Below are 18,810 nucleotides of genomic sequence, written 5' to 3' on the forward strand. Positions count from 1 at the left end.
TTATTTATTTCCCGATTTTTCACCCAACTGAAAATCATAAAAACGGGTATCTCCCGCCATAATCAAATCATGAATCCGTTTACTGAACATAATAAACGGAGGGCTTAACATATTCTCTTTATTATATACCAAATTTCTTCCGGTCTCCAAGTTCAGCACCATTCCTCCCGACGCTTCGACGATAGCATGACCGGCGGCCGTATCCCACTCCGAACATTTCCCGAATTTAGGACATATATCCATCTCCCCCTTAGCGATCATCACCTGCTTCAAAGAAGCTCCAAAGGGGAACAACTCGACTTCATATCCCAAACCCTTTAGATAATCGATATATTGAAATTCGTTTTCCGTCATATTGAATCGGCTGACCGCAACTTTCAATTTATTTCCTCCGGCCACGGAAGTTTTTAACTTTCCGACCCCTTCCCCGTCTTTAATTCCACACTCCACATCCACACCTCCCCACACCAATTCCCCATCATTCACGTTATTTATCATTCCGAATACGGGAACTCCGTTCTCCACCAATGCAATATTCACGCAAAATCTCCCGTTCCGGTAAATAAACTCTTTCGTTCCGTCCAAAGGATCGACTATCCACAATTCCCGCCACCCGGAACGAATTTTATAATCCGGCAACGGAAGTTCCTCGCTCACCACCGGAATCCCGGGAAAAAGCTTTTGTAAAGCCGACACGACATATTCACTCGACACCTTATCCGCCTCCGTCAACGGCGTCAAATCACTTTTCAACTCCACAGAAAAAGACTGCTTATTGTATATATCCAATATCAAACGCCCCGCCTCTTCTGCAATCTCTTGGATTCCAGCTATTTTACTTCCTATTACCATAACCTAATCTTAATACAAACGGTTTTATAAACTTACGAATAATATTAATTACAACCATAACAATCTATTATTTAATTAACAAAAAAACAATCCATTTCACACAGTCAAATTAACATTTCGCTATATATCAACAAGATGACTATTATTAGGTCAAAAAACACAAAAAATAAGTCCAAGATATTAAACAAGATTAACTATACATATAATATTTATTAACAATAAATATTATACCACAATAGAGATTGGCATTACCTTTGCAGTGTCTTTAAGAGATTGAAGATTTTTCATAAGTTTGTATGGTTTAGGTTAGTAGTTAGTAATGTAATCTTAAGAGTCGACATCCTGTCGACTCTTTTGTATTTAAAAAAGGAGTAAAGTTATCATTTTTTTGTAAAGTAAATACACATGGAAGGAATTATTGAAATCGAAGGAATGGAATTTTTTGCTTATCATGGCTGTTATGAAACGGAGCGTAGTGTAGGCAACAAATTCAGGGTTTATGCCAAAATCATCGCAGACTGCGGAAAAGCGGCGGCAAGCGATGACATCAATGATGCCCTCAACTACTTCTCTGCCTATGAAATTATCGCCCGGGAAATGATGATCCCGTCCCATTTATTAGAGCACGTTGCCAAACGGATCATCGATGCCCTATACCTGGCTTTTCCCGAAATCCAAAACGTCACCATTAAAGTATCCAAATTAAACCCTCCCTTAGGAGGAAAAATCGCTGCAACCAGCGTGACTCTATCAAAATAATTACGGACAAGATTTGTATATTCCGAAAAACCCCTTATCTTTGCCACGCAAAATCGCAACAGGGTCGGTTGGCCGAGCGGTTAGGCAGCGGTCTGCAAAACCGTGTACAGCAGTTCAAATCTGCTACCGACCTCACAAAAATCAGTCACTTACAAGGTGACTGATTTTTGTTTATAACCCCTTTTTTGCCGTTTTCACTTCCTTCATCGCTATCATTATCAATTATTTATCACTTAATTTGCAATACAAGGCCGGTGAATATTATTCTCATTAGTTAATATACAATAAACTGATACCTTGGGTAAATTCAAACAGGTTATCATTGCCTCTATCATAAGGAAAAGGCGTTTAATATTTTTAGGATTCTCTCTCTCATGAACCAATATTTTATCCTGTTCTGCCGATCCTTTAGCGAAATCTTTCAACTACCCCTCTTCCACCAAATCAATTTCCTTGTGCAGAAGAGATCGTAATACGATTATCGCCGATGCCGTAAAATGGGTTAAAATGTAGATGTACTTTCGTTAGCGAGTTAGCCTCTCTTGTATTTTCTCAAAAAACCGCGATAAATGTTCGCCGTCGACAAAGGCATGGTTCACATATACGGAGAAGGGCATAACCGATTGTTTTCCGCGTCGTATAACTTTACCCATCGTACTTAAAGGGTGAGTACATCCGTTCCCCGATTCATAGATTGTATATGTTATCGAGGTAAAATACATTTTGGGAACAGCACTTAAATGCATGACATCGAAATCACCTTTAGCGTACAGCTCTTTTTCCACACCGTAAGGATCTCCGTCAGCCTGAACATGGGAAATGAGTTCCCGTGCTTTGACCTGGAAGCGTTCGAAGTCCGGGTCGTAAGGGATTCTGACGGTCACGAACGTCTTTCCGGGAATCGCTACCGGAGTAATCATATCGACCGTATCATGCAGGACAACCCGTCCCTCTTTGTCGGTTCGATAACGTAATGCCTCAATCTCATTCGCGGCACATAATACGGCATGCAGGTAGCGCAAAAAGAACGATGTTCCGGTACTCTTCGCCGTAACGAACGCTTCCGTACACTCTATTTCGGTCGTTACCGAGTACCATGAGTTGACATACGAACGGAAAAAATTGAAATTATCTACACGTTCCCAATTTTCCAAATCAATCAAATGCTTCATGCTTTTTGTAATTATAAAATTATTTTAAGGAGATAACTTTCTGAATAAAAGGATTTAAACGAGTTGACAACCGTGCCTGCTCCCGCATTATGCGCTGTATTTCCTCAAACAACTCAATGCGAATATACATAAATTCTCTTATATCCATATAATAAACATGAATTTGTGAACACGATGCCGGATAAGTGACACGGAATATTTAAACCACAGATTTCTCTGTGACAGTGACGGATAAAAATGCCCGGAAATCATCCATTATCCCTGAAACTGCCAAATTGGCAAAAAGGCTTATCGATTTCAGCATTATCGCATAATCTCTTTTCTTCGTTTGTGGTCGCACACCGATTCACGTACCCCGGTTCTTTATCACATGGGCATGTTCGATAATTTCGTCGCATGGTCTTTTCAACGCGAGGCATACTTCTCTCGATCCTTATCCCACCGTGAGAGAATAAGCGTTTCCAAGTTTTGACGTTACTTTTGAAGGTTTAAATAACAGAAAGAACATGCTCGTTTAAAAATCATTCACAAGTAATTATGTCAGGATAACATCAGGCTTTGCATGGAATAATCGCTTCTTTTATACTGGTTTTCTTAGCGGCAACCCTATTTTTACACACGATTTATTCATAATGATTTCCTAATGATTATACTACCCGCTATAAACAAAGTAGACAATATCTCCGCAATGGGTACAGATAGCCAAATACCGGTATACGAAAACCACACGGGAACAACAGCAAAACACACCACCGGCAACACCCCCCGGATAACGGTAATCATCAAGGCTCGCACACTCTTTTCAATAGACATATAATAGCCGATAAATACTACATTCATACCGAAGAATATAAAGTCTATTGAAAAATAGGGCAGTCCTCCAACCACATGTATCCATGCGGCACTACTTTTGTCGGGGATAAACAACGATACCAGTCGGCTACTGAATAAAGTCGATATAACAACAAACATCCCTCCAGTTGCAATAGCCGTCGTCAACGTCAATCGTAAAGACTTCAACACGTTGATACGGTTGTCTAACCCGTAATTATAACTTATTACAGGTTGGGCAGACTGTACAATTGAATTAAAAATCATATAGACAACCGGAAATATGTAACCTATAATGCTGAATGCGGCAACCCCGTCGATTCCAATATAATGACCGAATGTATAATTACCCGCAATAGACATGGCTGAAATTGTTATCTCACTTAACAGTACCGAAAAACCTAACCGTACCGTTTGCCAGGTATTTTTTAAACCGAATTTTATGCTTTTGAGGCTGTATTTCAGTTTAACAAGCCTGATCGCGGGAGACTTTTTTATTAAATAATATAGCAATATTGCCGTTGCAACGGCTTGTCCAATTCCTGTCGCGAAAGCAGCACCAAAAAGTCTCCATTCAAAAACAAAAATGAACAGATAATCTAAAACGATATTCAATATAGTGGCAACAGTTAAACTTAACATGGCGAAATTCGGATTACTAATCCTAACAAAATAAGGAAGTGAACATATCGCTGTCTGGAAAACAGCAAACAAAGAAAGCGTAACAAGATATTCACTTGCCGGATGTATGATTTCATCCGGTGAGCCGAAAAAGATTACTATTTTTTCAGGAATACAAACAGCAATGACCGTGTAAGCAAACATAATCAGGCTTGATACCACAAAAGACAATGTTGCCACCTGATTGGCTGCCCGCTTCTTACCTTTGGAAAGGAATATAGTTACCGAAACGGCTGCCCCCATTCCAAACATCAGCCCTACGCCCGTCATAATAGTAAAAATAGGCACCACGATGTTTACTGCCGCCAATGCTTCACTGCCAATGCCCCTGCCGACAAATATTCCGTCTACAATTACAAATAAAGCCGAAAGCGCCATACTTAAAATATTAGGAACAAGCTGTTTCAAAAAGAGCTTTCGGATACTGGTGTTTGTATAATCCATTATAATGCTGATTTTATTTTATACAATTAGTTACAAGTGATTTACAAAGGCAAAAATACTTCATTATTCAGTGTATGGAATTTTCAAAAAAGCCACTCATTTTTTCAAAAACGGAATTATTCGTTGTATTATTAGAAGATTAACTGTAAATTTGTGTAAGAAAAGGAACAATGAATTACTCTATCATTAACGACCGGTCATTTTGGTATGGCGAACTAAAAAAAGAGCTACTACCTCACTTTCTGTACAAAACGGTAGGTGGTTTCGTCTTACTATGCACAAGCGGAAATGCAAGTATAACGATTGGCATTCGGAAGTATGAAATAACTGAAAATGCCGAGTTGATTATTTTACCCGGAACAACATTCAGCTTTGTCGATTCTACAACAGATTTTACCGCAAAAGCATTCACTTTTTCGAAAGAGTTATATGATAATGTGATTTTGCGGCTCGGTGCCTCTTTCTCCAGATATTTACGTGATACCCCTTTCTATATCCATCCTGAAGGGAGTGAATTGCTGAAAAAAGCACAATCTTGGATGGATATGGCTAAAATTGTACAAGAAGAAAGCAACGATTTTATGGGGCTTATGGAGCGAAACTATCTTCAAAATTACATTCTTTACCTCTACGATAAGTGCAAGCTCCATTTCAACCATTTGATAGGTATTTACACGCGTAAACAGGAAATATTTCATCAATTCATGTCTTTAGTAGACACACATATCAATGAACATCGGGATGTTCTTTTTTATGCAGATAAGCTATGTATCACTCCCAGGTATTTACGGAAGATCACCCTGGAGAATGTCCTTTCCGAATCGCCTAAAGCAATTATAGACAAGCGTCTTATAACCGAAATAAAAGTCCTGCTTCAATCGACGGAATCAACGATACAGGAGATCGCAGATAAATTGAATTTTCCCGATCAGTCTTACTTAAGCCGCTATTTTAAAAAGAATTGCGGTGTCACGCCTACTGATTATCGAAACGAAATAAAATTCGTGAAGTAATGGAAAAGAAAGCAGATGCTCGGTCTGCCTTACTATATATCTGCTGTCGCAAAAGCATCAGCCAGCATCACACTTATAGGCGATTTACTCTTTCTGCCATTGGTAATGACGCGGGAACCGAACTTTTTCTGACTTTCGTCTATCGGTTTACCCTCACCAAATAAAAGCCGGACAAAGAACATAAAACACACATTATCAATCGGCTATCTTCATTTGAATAAACTTTATTTTGCCAGACCTTATTTTATACGAAAATCTTTTATTCCGTCCATTTATCCCGCGGATTATACCGGAAATAATCACAACGAATCATCAAATCGGAAATCTTCCACGCTTCCTTGGCCCATTCGATTTCGCTCTCCGGCACGCCGGCGATATCCCCGTAAACCTGCATTTGAGGGCTTACCGCAAAAGCCTTTTTATCCGGGTCCAGAATACTCCGTCCCAAACCCGTCCATGAACAATCTCGCAGGCCTAACAAATCCAGCAAGGTCGGGTACATGTCGATTTGTCCCATCACTTTATCGTAACGCATTCCGACAGGAGAGTTCACCACGATAAAAGGGACATAAGGATCCGAAGAAACCACGTCTTTACCCTTCTCGGAACAACACAATGTTCCCCGGCTGTTGGCCAACCCTTCGTGATCACCCGTGATCACGATCAATGTTTTGTCAAACTTTCTTTGAGAACGCAAAAAGGCGATAAAATTTCCTATTGCCCGGTCCGTGTAATTCGCCATGGTCATGTAATCATTCATCCGCTTGGGAATTTTATCGGAGAAGGAGACCCTTTTCAGCTCTTCCGGCAGGATAAAAGGATTATGTCCGGAATAGGTGACGCATTGAAGGAAAACGAATGCGGAATCCGGCCATAGTTCCGGAGAAGAGATTTTCTCCCCGCATTGACGTAAAAAAGAGAGATCCCCTAATTTTTTCCGCGGCCCCACCTTTTCATCCAAAACGAAACTACGTCTCGAAATCAAAGAATCGAAACCCAAGGCCGGACAGATCACCTTCTGATTCCAAACGATCTCTTTATCTACCATCATCCCGTAAATTTTCGCATTTTCCGCATTCTTGAGGTATTTCAAAAAAGAAGGATAGAGGGAACGGGGAAATTTCGTACTGTAAGAACCATTACCGATGGGCAATAAACCGGAATACAACAGAAGTTGGGCATCAATCGAACGACCTCCTTTTACTTGCGTGAGTACTTTAGAAGCGTAAAGCGTCGACTTTTCTTTCAATAAGGCATTCATACAAGGGGTGATCTCCACTCCTTCCACCGTCTTTTCCAATACCCAACTCTCCAACGACTCTGCAAGAATCAATATACAACCGTTACGCTCTTCCAATTGAAAGGGTAATGTTTTATGCCGGGGGTGAAGTTTTAGCCAGGCCTCGATCTGTTGTTTTATTTCAGGCGTATAAGCTATGTTTTCTAACAGATAATCGTAATAAAGAGATCCGAAAACGGTATATATCGGGGTATCACAGGTATGTTTATTGGCCCCTTGCAAAGATTCGTAAGCAGCCTTAAAACCTCCCTTCGACCAGATAAAAGCACCCGAAAATAAGGTTGCGACCAAGATCAACAACAAATAACGTCCGGCCCATTGCCGTTTTTTCCAAACGGGGAGGATAACTTTCTTTTGCTTATATTTTTTATAATAGAGGATGGCCGTCAAAAGGGTAGAAAGCGGAAAAACCGCATCGATCCAACACACCGAATCGTATACGCTTGCGGTAAAATCTTTCAGATTACCAACGAGTCCGTAGCTATCCAAAGGTATTGCCGTAAAATAGGTCCTGAAATACATCAAATTGACGATAAACAAAATATCCAATAAAAAAGCGATAAAAAGAGTCCATTTTACAGCACGGAAGCAAAATAACGGGATAAGAAAAAGCAGGGTAAACCACAGCTTATTCAAATATCCCTCCAAAAAAGAAAACGAAGTAAACGTGGTCTGCGACGACCAGATCAGGTCGAACAAAACAAACTTGAAATAAATGCAAATGAAAAATAGTAGATACGCTTGCCGATTTACTTCTTCCGGGAAAAAATAATTTACAACCTTTTTAAAAAATACTTTCATACAACCGTTTTACCTCATATATAATACGGAAGGCAAAGGTATAAAAAACAAACATTTTAATTGTAAACAGCAAATTTTTAATTGCAAACCGATATTTAAATCATAAAAATCATTACTAACACGTTTCAACACCCAAACGATTTATTCCGCCCAAGGCGAATAAAATAACTTTATACCCTTACGTTACCGACTAAATAACAACATATTAAACGTGATCCTATAATCAGGAATCAAACAAAACGGACAATTTCGGGAACCCTGTATCGAATTTTACGTTTGATTACAAAATCAAAATAGAATAATATGAAAAAAAAGAGTTATAAAATCTGGCAAGTCATCGGCGTTATCATCGCCATCGTTTTATTGATATACTGGCTATTAGCCGTAACCGTCTTAGAGGAAGACGAGAACGTCATCCCCGTGTTAGACGGCACGGAACAAACCACCTTCTAAAGGGATCAGTCATCCGTATTCCGGATGTTTACATTCCAATGCTTGGAAATCAGGGTATCCAAAGCGTAACGTCCCCCTCCGGTAAAAAAGAGTACCACGTATATGCCGAAATAGAGCAGTGGTAACTCTTTTACTTGAAACGGATCGCTGCCATGCACGACAAAAATGACGACAAGCATGGAAAATATCAAGGGTAAGGTAGCCAAGCGGGTAAATGCCCCTAATATCAACAAGACGGAGCAACCGACTTCCGCACCAATAATCATGAGCAAAGAGAGGGAACTTCCCAAGCCGATCGGATCGGGGAAGGTAGCCGACAGCTCTCCGAAAGAGAGCAATTTAGCAACACCATGCGTCATCATGGTTATTCCTACCAAAAAACGCAGCAATAAAAGAATCGTATCCGGAAAGCGACTTTCCGAAGAGAGGGTACGGGCAATTATTTTTTTCATAGTAAATTGTTTTTATTTCTTAAACGTAAGGAATAGGACAAAGTTACAAAACACTTATCGCAAGCCCGGCCAATTGAAAAATTAATCGTACTTTTGCCGTAAAGAACAAAAAGTTATGATTATTGTTATCGGATTAATGGTATGCGGCATTGTCCTCGGATATATCTTCCGTGAAAGAAATTTGAAATTCGTGCATAAAGGAATCAACTATGCCATCTACCTACTGTTGTTTTTGTTAGGGCTTAGCGTCGGAGCCAATGACGATATCATGAATAATTTGGAGACGATCGGGTACGATGCGTTACTGATTACCTTGGGAGCCGCGGGAGGTAGCGTACTATGCGCGTGGGCCGTTTATAAATTCTTTTTTACCGCCACTTCTAAATAAAAGGACCCGATAAAATGAAAGGAAGTATCACCATCGTTGCATTTTTTATAGCAGGCATCTTAATCGCCCGTTTTATCGATACTCCCTCTTCCGTCACGGGAGACAAACTTACGGTATACGCCCTCTACCTGCTTATGTTTTTAGTAGGAATCAGTATCGGAAGCGATAAAAAAGCGTTACAGGCATTAAGGCAACAAGACCTGAAACTCGTACTCGTTCCGTTAGCCACAATCTTGGGAACCCTTGCCGGTTCCGTTATGATCAGTTTCGCGTTACAAGGCAGGAGTATCACGGATTGTTTAGCCGTGGGGTCCGGTTTCGGCTACTACTCCCTCTCTTCTATTTTTATCACCCAATACAAAGGTGCGGAATTGGGAACGATCGCTTTAGTATCTAACATCATGCGGGAGCTTATCGCTTTATTAGCCGCCCCTCTGCTGGTTCGATACTTCGGGAAGTTAGCTCCCATATCGGTCGGGGGAGCCACGACCGCAGACACCACGTTACCGATCATCACTAAGTTCAGCGGAAAAGAGTTTGTCATCATCTCCATCATCCACGGGATCACGGTAGACCTAAGCGTACCTTTTTTGGTCACGTTTTTCTGTACAATCTGATCAACGTTTGGGCTTAATCAGTAACAGATTCCGTTTCACACTATAAGTGTATCGCGTCTCCCGTAAGCATTGTTTCAGGGCCCTCTTCACCGAAACCTCCTTAAAGCTCCCTGAAATCAATGGGACTTGCTTTATCTCTTCGTCACAATATAAAAAACGAAGTCCCGTCTCTTCCTGAAAAAATTCCAATACCTCCGTTATCGGGGTATTGAAGAACTCCGCACTTATCCGTTTTTCCGTCTCCCAATAACGAAAAGACAACAAAGTTCCCGACAACAAAATTCCTGTCAACAACACGAAACACATTCTCTTTTTACTTACCACTTTCTTCATACTCTCAATTACAGGTTTAAAATACCCGAAAAGCATTTTCCACCGGAATACATCCACCCAACTTCCTCCGCGTACTCCCATTTTCAAACACTTCCCGGGCTTACTTCAAAACTATTACTATCTACACTCGATTCCCAATAATCATATTTTTATCCCTATTCTTTTCTCAAAACATTATACTGAATTATGCCAATAATCGTTTCAGCATAATCTATCTATTCATACCGGTGCTCGATTCGAATAATCTCCCCGTTCGGATCACGGAACGTGTCCCTCACGTGTTTTAAAGGGCGTGTTTTATGATATTGAACGGTTTCTATCTGCCGTTTCTCCTTCTCGGTAAGAGAATCATAATTTTCAATACAAAATCCCCCAAATCTAATATTAAAAACTTTACCGGTATCTCCCCACACGTAAACTTTTGCTGAATATAAGCCCCAAAATATTTCCTCTTTTCTATTATAAGGATATTCTACCGTGTAATAGGAACGACCTCTATTTTTTTCTATAAAGCTTATTCTTAAATCCTTAATTTTATCCGAAATTCTCAGGCTTTTTATTACCGGAGGTTTATATTCTCTATAAAAATCAGGACCATGGCGCAGCACCACCTCTTTTGCCATCTTTATCAGCTTTTTATTACGTCTTTCCGTGGACAAAGAATCCAAATTCTCTGCAGTAACTACCTCCGATAAACTTAATAAGCCTATCGTCATACAAAATAATAGCAATAATCGTCTCATAACAATATGGTCTATTCATACCTGTTTTCTATTCGAATGATCTCCCCGTTTGGATCCCGAAACGTGTCTCTTACGTGTTTTAAAGGTCTTCTCTTACGATGTTGAACGGTTTTTATTTTCCTTATTTCTTTCTCGGAAAGCATATCATAATTTTGAATACCAAATCCTCCCCCAAACACAATATAAAAAACTTTACCAGTATCTCCCCAGACATAAACCTTAGCAGAATAAAAGCTTCCAAATACTTCTTCTTTTAAATCATAAGGATATTCTACCGTGTAATAGGAACGACCTTTATACTTTTTCCTTAGATTAATCCGTAAATCTCCACTCTTATCTGAAACTATCAAGCTTTTAATTACTGGAGGTTTATAATCCCGATAATAGTCTGGCCCGTGGCGTAACACCACCTCTTTCGCCATTTTTATCAGTTTTTTATTACGCTTTTCCGTGGACAAAGAATCCAAATTCTCTGCAGTAACTACCTCCGATAAACTTAATAAGCCTATCGTCATACAAAATAATACCACTCGTCTATTCATACCTGTTTTCTATTCGAATAATCTCCCCGTTCGGATCCCGGAACGTGTCTCTTACGTGTTTTAAAGGGCGTGTTTTATGATATTGAACGGTTTTTATTTGCCGTTTCTCCTTTTCGGTAAGCGTATCGTAATTTTGAATACCAAATCCTCCCCCAAACACAATATAAAAAACTTTACCGGTATCTCTCCACACATAAACTTTAGCAGAGTAAAAACTACTAAATATTTCCTCCTTTAAATCATAAGGATACTCTATCGTGTAATAAAAACGACCTCTATACTTTTCGATCATGCCTACCGACATATCTACCGTTTTATCCGATACACGTTGACTTTTAATTACCGGAGGTTTATACTCTCTATAAAAACCCGGGCCATGCCGTAACACCACCTCTTTCGCCAGCTTTATCAGCTTTTTATTACGTCTTTCCGTGGACAAAGAATCCAAATTCTCTGCCATGACCACCTCCGATAAGCTTAATAAACCTATCGTCATACAAAATAATAGCAATAATCGTCTCATAACAATATGGTCTATTCATACCTGTTTTCAATTCGAATGATCTCCCCGTTCGGATCACGGAACGTGTCCCTCACGTGTTTTAAAGGGCGTGTTTTATGATATTGAACGGTTTCTATCTGCCGTTTCTCCTTCTCAGTAAGAGAATCATAATTTTCAATACAGACAGTACCTCCAAATTCTATATAAAAAACTTTCCCCGTATCACCCCATACATAAACTTTTGCTGAATATAAGCCCCAAAATATTTCCTCTTTTCTATTATAAGGATACTCTACCGTGTAATAGGAACGACCTTTATACTTTTTTCTTAGGTTAATCCGCAAATCTCCATTTTTATCCGATACACGTTGACTTTTAATTACCGGAGGTTTATACTCTCTATAAAAACCCGGGCCGTGGCGCAGCACCACCTCTTTTGCCAGTTTTATCAGCTTTTTATTACGTCTTTCCGTGGACAAAGAATCCAAATTCTCTGCCGTGACTTGCCCCGATAAGCTTAACAAACCTATCGTCATACAAAATAATACCACTCGTCTATTCATACCGGTGCTCGATTCGAATGATCTCCCCGTTAGGATCCCGGATCGTGTCCGTCACTCGCTTTCGAGGCCGTTTTTTATGGTACTGAACGGTTTTTATCTGCCGTTTCTCCTTCTCGGTAAGCGTATCGTAATTTTCAATACAAAATCCTCCTCCAAACATCATAAAAAATACTTTGCCGGTATCTCCCCAGACATAAACCTTAGCAGAATAAAAACTCCTAAACACCTCTTCTTTAAGATTATACGGATATTCTACCGTGTAATAGGAACGACCTTTATATTTTTTTATCATGTTTACCGTCATATCTACCGTTTTATCCGATACACGTTGACTTTTAATTACTGGAGGTTTATAATCCCGATAATAGTCTGGCCCGTGGCGTAACACCACCTCTTTTGCCAGCTTTATCAGCTTTTTATTACGTCTTTCCGTGGACAAAGAATCCAAATTCTCTGCCGTGACTTGCCCCGATAAGCTTAACAAACCTATCGTCATACAAAATAATAGCAATAATCGTCTCATAACAATATGGTCTATTCATACCTGTTTTCAATTCGAATGATCTCCCCATTTGGATCCCGAAATGTGTCCCTTACATGTTTCAAAGGGCGTGTTTTATGATATTGAACGGTTTTTATCTGCCGTTTCTCCTTCTCAGTAAGCATATCATAATTTTCTATACCTATCGTACCTCCAAATTCTATATAAAAAACTTTACCAGTATCCTTCCAAATAAATACTTTAGCAGAATAAACTCCCCAAAACAATTCTTCTTTTTTATTATATGGATACTCTATCGTGTAATAGAAACGATTTTTATACTTTTCGATCATTTCAACCGTCATATCTACCGTTTTATCCGATACTCGTTGACTTTTAATTACCGGAGGTTTATACTCTCTATAAAAACCCGGGCCGTGGCGCAGCACCACCTCTTTTGCCAGCTTTATTAGCTTTTTATTACGTTTTTCCGTGGACAAAGAATCCAAATTCTCTGCCGTGACTTGCCCCGATAAGCTTAACAAACCTATCGTCATACAAAATAATACCACTCGTCTATTCATACCGGTGCTCGATTCGAATGATCTCCCCGTTAGGATCCCGGATCGTGTCCGTCACTCGTTTTCGAGGCCGTTTTTTATGGAACTGAACGGTTTTTATCTGCCGTTTCTCCTTCTCGGTAAGAGTATCATAATCTGTAATCTCACGTCCATTTCCAAAAAGAATTGAAAAAACTTTACCAGTAGCACCCCACACGTAAACTTTTACGGAATAATAATTATGAAATACTTCTTCTTTTATATTGTACGGATATTCAATCGTATAATAAGAACGACCTTTATACCTTTCGATCATTTCTACCGTCATATCTACCGTTTTATCCGATACACGTTGACTTTTAATTACCGGAGGTTTATATTCTCTATAAAAATCAGGACCATGGCGTAACACCACCTCTTTTGCCAACTTTATCAGTTTTTTATTACGTTTTTCCGTGGACAAAGAATCCAAATTCTCTGCCGTGACTTGCCCCGATAAGCTTAACAAGCCTACCGTCATACAAAATAATAGCAATAATCGTCTCATAACCTATCTATTTACAATTTAAGGAGTTGCTCGTCGTTCCCTGCCATAAGTATAATATTTTTTAGGATTATTTTCCATATCTACAGGATCACTTGCCGATATTTTCCTTTCATAATCATATACAATTCCCGGTAATTCACAATCAAAATCTTCTGGAGACGGCCCGACCTCTCTTGAAGTTCCTCTTACCGCCCAAGTCAACGGATAATGCGAATGGATACATCCCACGACCAATAAATTGGCTTCCGTGGGGTCCGGGGTATGTTCGGGATACACAAAATTAACAGTAGCTGTCACATCACGATCCAGCGTTACCTCTTCTCCCAACACGTCCTCTCCCGTGGAATATCCGCCGGTTGCCGTGTTCAGGTAGATCAGGCTTCCGTATTCCCGAACTTGTCGCATCTCTTTATTCGCAGTAGCAAACGCCACCGTTTTATTCCAAAGATCGACGGCCCGGGATTTCACCGCGGCATGATCTTTAAATTTAGCGATTCGAGGGTATTTTTCCTCCACCCTTACCACATTGGAAAATAGAACACTACCGCTCGGAAGACGAACTTCAGCCCGCACTTCAAAAAAACCGGGAGATATAGCCGTCCTTATATAACGAAACGGATTACAGTCAGATTCCTCTGCAACGACCTGCCATCGCGGCATGCCCTCCCGCCGCATCATCACCTCGACATGAGCCACGGACGGATAAACATTTCCGGAAGACGTACGAGTCATTACTTCAACTTTTATGTTATATCTTTCCATTAATTCAACAGAGGTTATATTAACATTCAGCACCACTTGAAGATTTTCCTCTCCCCCGCCGCCGGTCCCCGGGTCCGTAGTTGTACCGCTACCGCTTCCCCCGGAACCGCCAGAAGACCCACCGCCTTCATCTCCCGGATCGACAGGATCGCCGCCACCCACACCGGGATTTGTTGTCGAACCTCCTCCGCCACCGCCATACACATCTATAACATATAAAACATCCGAAACCCCATAGACAGATTTAAAATCGTACCTACATCTTCCCATATAATTTTGAAAGGTCTGAATGACCTTCTTCCTTTCAATATAATGAAATGAAAAAAAATTCACATCTAAAAATTCCATTTCAACATAAATTTCCGGACATTTTACCCTTCCGGGATATTCAAAAAGAAATACACCGTGACGCATAAAAATTTCATGTCTACCCTTCAATGAAATGCCGTTGGCACAAGGTTCATCCTCTCCACTCTCCATTCCGTTATACATCTCTATATAATAGTCGATATGCCCCCTGTATTCCAAAGGCTCCGTTGAAGCCTGCACAACATTCTCATTTTCGGCTGTTTGGGTTTTTGCACCTGTACCCGTATTTTCCATACTCAAATCCTGAGAAACACATAACAAAGAATCAACCTTTAACCCGCATTGTTTCCATTTTCTGAAAAATACAGAACGCATCTCTTTTTGGACGGAAGGCAATTTTACAAACATCCCCCTATCCACCAAGCGGGGAATACCGAGCAGAATCTCCGGTTGCGGATTCCCCGCTATATCCGTAATCACGGGAAAGATTACACAAGCGTCGATTACTCCGGATTTTTCACTTTGAACCGGAATAAGGTAATGAAATCCCTCTCCAAAACCGACACCGTATTGGACATAGTCCATTACCAACTTTCCCCCGCACGAATCGAGTAACTGTTTTATCTCTTCTTCCTTATTCTGTTCGTTCACCTTCTCTATGAAAGAAAGACCCACCCGGTTCTCGCCTTTATAATTCAATCCTACATCCGTATCTATAATCTCTATGTCATCGTTACATCCATATAAAAACACTTCTATCAGTACAATGCAGCACAAATAAATTAATTTTTTCATACTAAATTTTTATAATAATTCGAACTTCATACATTCATCATTATTACTCGTTTGCCTTTTTCCAAATAACAAACACAAAAAAATTAGTACACAGTATATTACAACAACTAAAAGCATACATACAGTAGCTTTTTAATAAAAGCTACCGTAGTTATATTTCTGGTCGATTCCCCTTTCGTTCACATGAATCCCCTCTTTCATCCAGCGGGGCATAGGAAGTCCTTTCAAATAGTGATCGAAGAACTGTTGCATGCGGAAGGTCCAGTCCCGCTCTGCCGCTTTATTGTAGAGGAAATGGCGTTCACCCTTATAGTTCAACAGCCAGGCCGGTTTTTGCAGCCTCCGCATGGCTAAGAACAGGTTGAGTCCTTCCGCATAGGGCACGGCCTCGTCCGCATCGCAATGGAAAATCAACAGCGGAGTCTGAATTTTATCCGCGTAAAGGATCGGAGAGTGTTTGATATATATTTCCGGGTCCTCCCACAACGATTTTCCGATACGACTTTGTGTCTCCTCGTACATAAACATACGGGGCATACCGCTACCCGTACGGATTCCCGTGTAGGCCGATATCATACTGGAAACCGCTGCCCCGGGGCTGGCACACTTGAACATATTCGTACGGGTTACCAAATAGGCCACCTGATAGCCGGACCAGCTATGTCCCTGTATCCCGATACGATCCTTATCTGCTATTCCCCTGTCGATCAACATCTGCGTCCCGCTTACCACGGCATTGTAACTGCTCTCCCCGGGATTTCCGACGGTGAAATGCACGTCCGGCATAAACACGACATACCCGTTACTCACGTAGGTCACCGTGTTGATCATGCCGCTACTTAAAACAGGTACGATATAATTGTGTAACTCTCCCGAGTGAGTTTCATAAAAATTCACGATCGTGGGATAAGTTTTCGTAGAGTCGTAATTTTCAGGCAGGTAAAGTAATCCGGCATTCTCCTTCCCCTCGAAATTGTTCCACTTCACTAACCTTACGTTTCCCCATTTATAGTTTTTCTGCTGCGGATTAGCGTCCGTGATCCGTCGGGGATGTTTGAAGTCGCTCCTGCTCCACCACAAATCACGGAATTCCGTGTAACTCTGTTTCGTCCAGATACAATTTTTTCCATCTTTCGAAAGTTGGTAGACATTGACGGCAAAAGGTCCCTCGATCAAACGGACAAACTTACTTTCAGGCGTAAAACGATAGATTCCCTGATCACCGTTATCCACCTTGGTGAACTCCAGTAAAAGATCTTTTTTCAAATCGATGATTTTTTCATCGTAATCCCGTTTCAACCAACGGAATGTTCTTTGGGTCTCCCGGCCGTACCCCTTTGTCAAACAATAAGTCTTTGTTTTTCCCGTCAGATCCACCACCCACAAATCGTAACGATCGTAAAGGATCACCCGGTCTCCGTCGGCCGTCCATCCCGCGATACCGTAAGGATCGGCAGGTTTGGGCAGGTCATGCAATTCGTTATGTACCGGATGACCGATAGCCTTGGAAATATTCTCCTGTTTCCCGGTTTTCGGGTCCACCTTATACCACGCCTTCTCTTTCGCGTGATAAAGCACGGCATATTTCCCGTTCGGACTCCACTGAGGTTCCGTCTCAAAATCTTTCTCCAATACTATTGCTTCACCGGAATTCAGATCTATCAGGTAGATATCGGCATTGACATCGCTCTTCCAATCTGCAAAACGTTTGTAAGGTCCCCTGTCCACGGCAAAAGCGTAATCGTAATAAGTACTCGCGGGAAGGATCAGTTTCTCCATGTTCTGTGTCGTGATCCGGTAACATTTTCGACGTTCCACATCATAGGCGAACTTGACGTTACTCGGATTATAGCTGCTTTTACTTTGCTGCAAGGAAGAAACCTCATCGTTCCACGTCCATAATTCCAACTCAAAACTCGTATCCGGTCTCTCCTCCCTTTTCCTTCTTCTTGAAGAGATCGTATCCACATCGATAATTACCCGGTTCCCTCCGTTCGACAAACGGTAGGGACGGTTCCGGGCAATATATTGTTTGGGTATTCCTATTTTCGTGTAATCCAACAAAAAACGCACGGTCCCGTCCCGTAACGAAAAAACATACAATAGATCCGGATTTTTGATCCTCGAGGTATCCGAGGCTGCCACAAAAGAGCCTTCCGCATTTTGGGGTTGTAAAGTAAAATCCGTAACGAAGGCTTTCGCATCATTAAAAAGCACCGCATGACGACCTTTTAAAGGACCGTAATACAGAATCCCCTCTTTTACATAAAGGACATTTTTTCCCTTGTCCAACAGCTTATAATCACCGATACTATCTATCGCTACCGTATCTCCGGTTTCTATATTCCAACATACCAATCGTTTGGGAGCATCCTTTTCCTCCGACAGTTTATAAGTATAGGTAACTAAATGGCAACCGGAAGATTCCGAAAAATCATACTTCCGGTTCCAGTATATTTTTTTCATATCCCTCAAACGCAGTAAAAAGGTCGAATCCTGCATTCCCGTGGTATCGGCTTCCGGCTTCATCACCGTGTACTTTAACCATTTTCCCCCGGCAAAAAAATTCGGACGGGTCACGCGAGGAAGTTCCCGGGTCTCGCGGGTAACCGTATTATACAAAAAAGTCGTCGGATCTTTCGGATTGCAATCGCTATCGATAAAAGTAAACTGATAGGTGACCCATTTCCCGTCTTCGGACATGTTCTGGGCATCCACCCGTTTCCACAGCTTATAATCCTCCATCGTCAACCTCTTTTTCTGGGCATACCCCTGAAAGCAACAAGCCGTCATCAAAAGAAATAAAAAGATATTTTTTGTCTTCATCAACGTGAATTATTGTGCCCGATTTAAGATCGTACCACGGGAATAAAACCCGTGGTACGAATCGGACTATTATGAAAAATGGAT

General features: G+C 40.9%; 21 protein-coding genes and 1 tRNA gene. 7 read left to right on the forward strand and 15 right to left on the reverse strand.

The features are described from left to right. Positions 1-852, reverse strand: a complete 852-nt coding sequence (locus tag BN3283_RS10840) for a 3'(2'),5'-bisphosphate nucleotidase CysQ family protein (protein ID WP_052649438.1) — start codon at positions 850-852, stop codon at positions 1-3. A gap of 405 nt (positions 853-1,257) precedes the next feature. Here BN3283_RS10840 and folB point away from each other — a divergent pair, with 405 nt between their 5' ends. Further along, entirely contained in the window at positions 1,258-1,611 is a 354-nt protein-coding gene (gene folB / locus BN3283_RS10845) for a dihydroneopterin aldolase (RefSeq protein ID WP_041502802.1), read from the forward strand. A 62-nt stretch (positions 1,612-1,673) separates the two neighbouring features. Beyond that, a tRNA-Cys gene (locus tag BN3283_RS10850) sits at positions 1,674-1,744 on the forward strand. A gap of 391 nt (positions 1,745-2,135) precedes the next feature. Here BN3283_RS10850 and BN3283_RS10855 read toward each other — a convergent pair. Continuing rightward, positions 2,136-2,783, reverse strand: coding sequence for a CatA-like O-acetyltransferase (locus tag BN3283_RS10855; protein WP_041502801.1), 648 nt, complete (start codon positions 2,781-2,783; stop codon positions 2,136-2,138). A 627-nt stretch (positions 2,784-3,410) separates the two neighbouring features. Next, complete coding sequence (locus tag BN3283_RS10860; protein WP_059026645.1) at positions 3,411-4,739, reverse strand: MATE family efflux transporter; 1,329 nt, start codon at positions 4,737-4,739, stop codon at positions 3,411-3,413. 170 nt (positions 4,740-4,909) lie between these two features. Between BN3283_RS10860 and BN3283_RS10865 the strand changes: the two genes are divergently transcribed. Beyond that, entirely contained in the window at positions 4,910-5,752 is an 843-nt protein-coding gene (locus BN3283_RS10865) for a helix-turn-helix transcriptional regulator (RefSeq protein WP_052634458.1), read from the forward strand. Next, positions 5,752-5,916, forward strand: coding sequence for a hypothetical protein (locus tag BN3283_RS14545; protein ID WP_154665529.1), 165 nt, complete (start codon positions 5,752-5,754; stop codon positions 5,914-5,916). Before BN3283_RS10865 ends, BN3283_RS14545 begins: the two co-directional genes overlap by 1 nt. 95 nt (positions 5,917-6,011) lie before the next feature. Here the strand turns inward: BN3283_RS14545 and BN3283_RS10870 are convergent, their stop codons facing one another. Then, complete coding sequence (locus BN3283_RS10870) at positions 6,012-7,853, reverse strand: LTA synthase family protein (RefSeq protein WP_059026646.1); 1,842 nt, start codon at positions 7,851-7,853, stop codon at positions 6,012-6,014. Between the two features lie 303 nt (positions 7,854-8,156). On the opposite strand from BN3283_RS10870, the gene BN3283_RS14695 reads away from it, so the two are divergent. Continuing rightward, a complete protein-coding gene (locus tag BN3283_RS14695; RefSeq protein WP_162835846.1) occupies positions 8,157-8,306 on the forward strand; it encodes a hypothetical protein in 150 nt (49 codons plus the stop codon). A gap of 5 nt (positions 8,307-8,311) precedes the next feature. On the opposite strand, the gene BN3283_RS10875 is transcribed toward BN3283_RS14695, so the two are convergent. Further along, positions 8,312-8,758 (reverse strand): DoxX family protein, encoded by a 447-nt coding sequence (locus BN3283_RS10875; protein ID WP_041502798.1) that lies wholly within the window; start codon positions 8,756-8,758, stop codon positions 8,312-8,314. Between the two features lie 115 nt (positions 8,759-8,873). Between BN3283_RS10875 and BN3283_RS10880 the strand changes: the two genes are divergently transcribed. Both BN3283_RS10880 and BN3283_RS10885 read left to right on the forward strand, forming a co-directional pair. Next, positions 8,874-9,146 carry a LysO family transporter gene (locus BN3283_RS10880; protein ID WP_041502797.1) on the forward strand — a complete coding sequence of 91 codons (273 nt, stop codon included), beginning with the start codon at positions 8,874-8,876 and terminating at the stop codon, positions 9,144-9,146. A 14-nt stretch (positions 9,147-9,160) separates the two neighbouring features. Next, positions 9,161-9,763: a LysO family transporter gene (locus tag BN3283_RS10885; RefSeq protein WP_059026647.1), complete on the forward strand. Its 603-nt coding sequence runs from the start codon at positions 9,161-9,163 to the stop codon at positions 9,761-9,763. Here the strand turns inward: BN3283_RS10885 and BN3283_RS10890 are convergent, their stop codons facing one another. The 10 genes from BN3283_RS10890 to BN3283_RS10935 form a co-directional block, all read right to left on the reverse strand. Continuing rightward, positions 9,764-10,096 carry an STN domain-containing protein gene (locus BN3283_RS10890; protein ID WP_152614115.1) on the reverse strand — a complete coding sequence of 111 codons (333 nt, stop codon included), beginning with the start codon at positions 10,094-10,096 and terminating at the stop codon, positions 9,764-9,766. It abuts the gene before it with no gap. Between the two features lie 215 nt (positions 10,097-10,311). After that, the gene (locus BN3283_RS10895; RefSeq protein ID WP_059026648.1) at positions 10,312-10,839 is read right to left on the reverse strand and encodes a hypothetical protein; all 528 of its coding nucleotides are present in this window, start codon (positions 10,837-10,839) and stop codon (positions 10,312-10,314) included. Positions 10,840-10,850: 11 nt separating this feature from the next. Further along, complete coding sequence (locus BN3283_RS10900) at positions 10,851-11,261, reverse strand: hypothetical protein (protein ID WP_147625591.1); 411 nt, start codon at positions 11,259-11,261, stop codon at positions 10,851-10,853. A 112-nt stretch (positions 11,262-11,373) separates the two neighbouring features. After that, the gene (locus tag BN3283_RS10905) at positions 11,374-11,904 is read right to left on the reverse strand and encodes a hypothetical protein (RefSeq protein ID WP_059026650.1); all 531 of its coding nucleotides are present in this window, start codon (positions 11,902-11,904) and stop codon (positions 11,374-11,376) included. An 11-nt stretch (positions 11,905-11,915) separates the two neighbouring features. Then, positions 11,916-12,446, reverse strand: a complete 531-nt coding sequence (locus tag BN3283_RS10910) for a hypothetical protein (RefSeq protein ID WP_147625593.1) — start codon at positions 12,444-12,446, stop codon at positions 11,916-11,918. Continuing rightward, positions 12,439-12,969: a hypothetical protein gene (locus BN3283_RS10915; RefSeq protein ID WP_059026652.1), complete on the reverse strand. Its 531-nt coding sequence runs from the start codon at positions 12,967-12,969 to the stop codon at positions 12,439-12,441. Before BN3283_RS10915 ends, BN3283_RS10910 begins: the two co-directional genes overlap by 8 nt. Before the next feature lie 11 nt (positions 12,970-12,980). Then, positions 12,981-13,511: a hypothetical protein gene (locus BN3283_RS10920; protein WP_147625595.1), complete on the reverse strand. Its 531-nt coding sequence runs from the start codon at positions 13,509-13,511 to the stop codon at positions 12,981-12,983. Then, a complete protein-coding gene (locus BN3283_RS10925; RefSeq protein ID WP_059026654.1) occupies positions 13,504-14,034 on the reverse strand; it encodes a hypothetical protein in 531 nt (176 codons plus the stop codon). The genes BN3283_RS10920 and BN3283_RS10925 overlap by 8 nt, the downstream gene beginning before the upstream one ends. A gap of 18 nt (positions 14,035-14,052) precedes the next feature. Continuing rightward, a complete protein-coding gene (locus tag BN3283_RS10930) occupies positions 14,053-15,900 on the reverse strand; it encodes a hypothetical protein (protein WP_059026655.1) in 1,848 nt (615 codons plus the stop codon). 132 nt (positions 15,901-16,032) lie between these two features. Beyond that, positions 16,033-18,726: a S9 family peptidase gene (locus tag BN3283_RS10935; protein WP_059026656.1), complete on the reverse strand. Its 2,694-nt coding sequence runs from the start codon at positions 18,724-18,726 to the stop codon at positions 16,033-16,035. Positions 18,727-18,810 lie beyond the last annotated feature (84 nt).

It is taken from the genome of Gabonibacter massiliensis (assembly GCA_001487125.1).
In the GTDB taxonomy this organism is placed as follows: domain Bacteria; phylum Bacteroidota; class Bacteroidia; order Bacteroidales; family Marinifilaceae; genus Gabonibacter; species Gabonibacter massiliensis.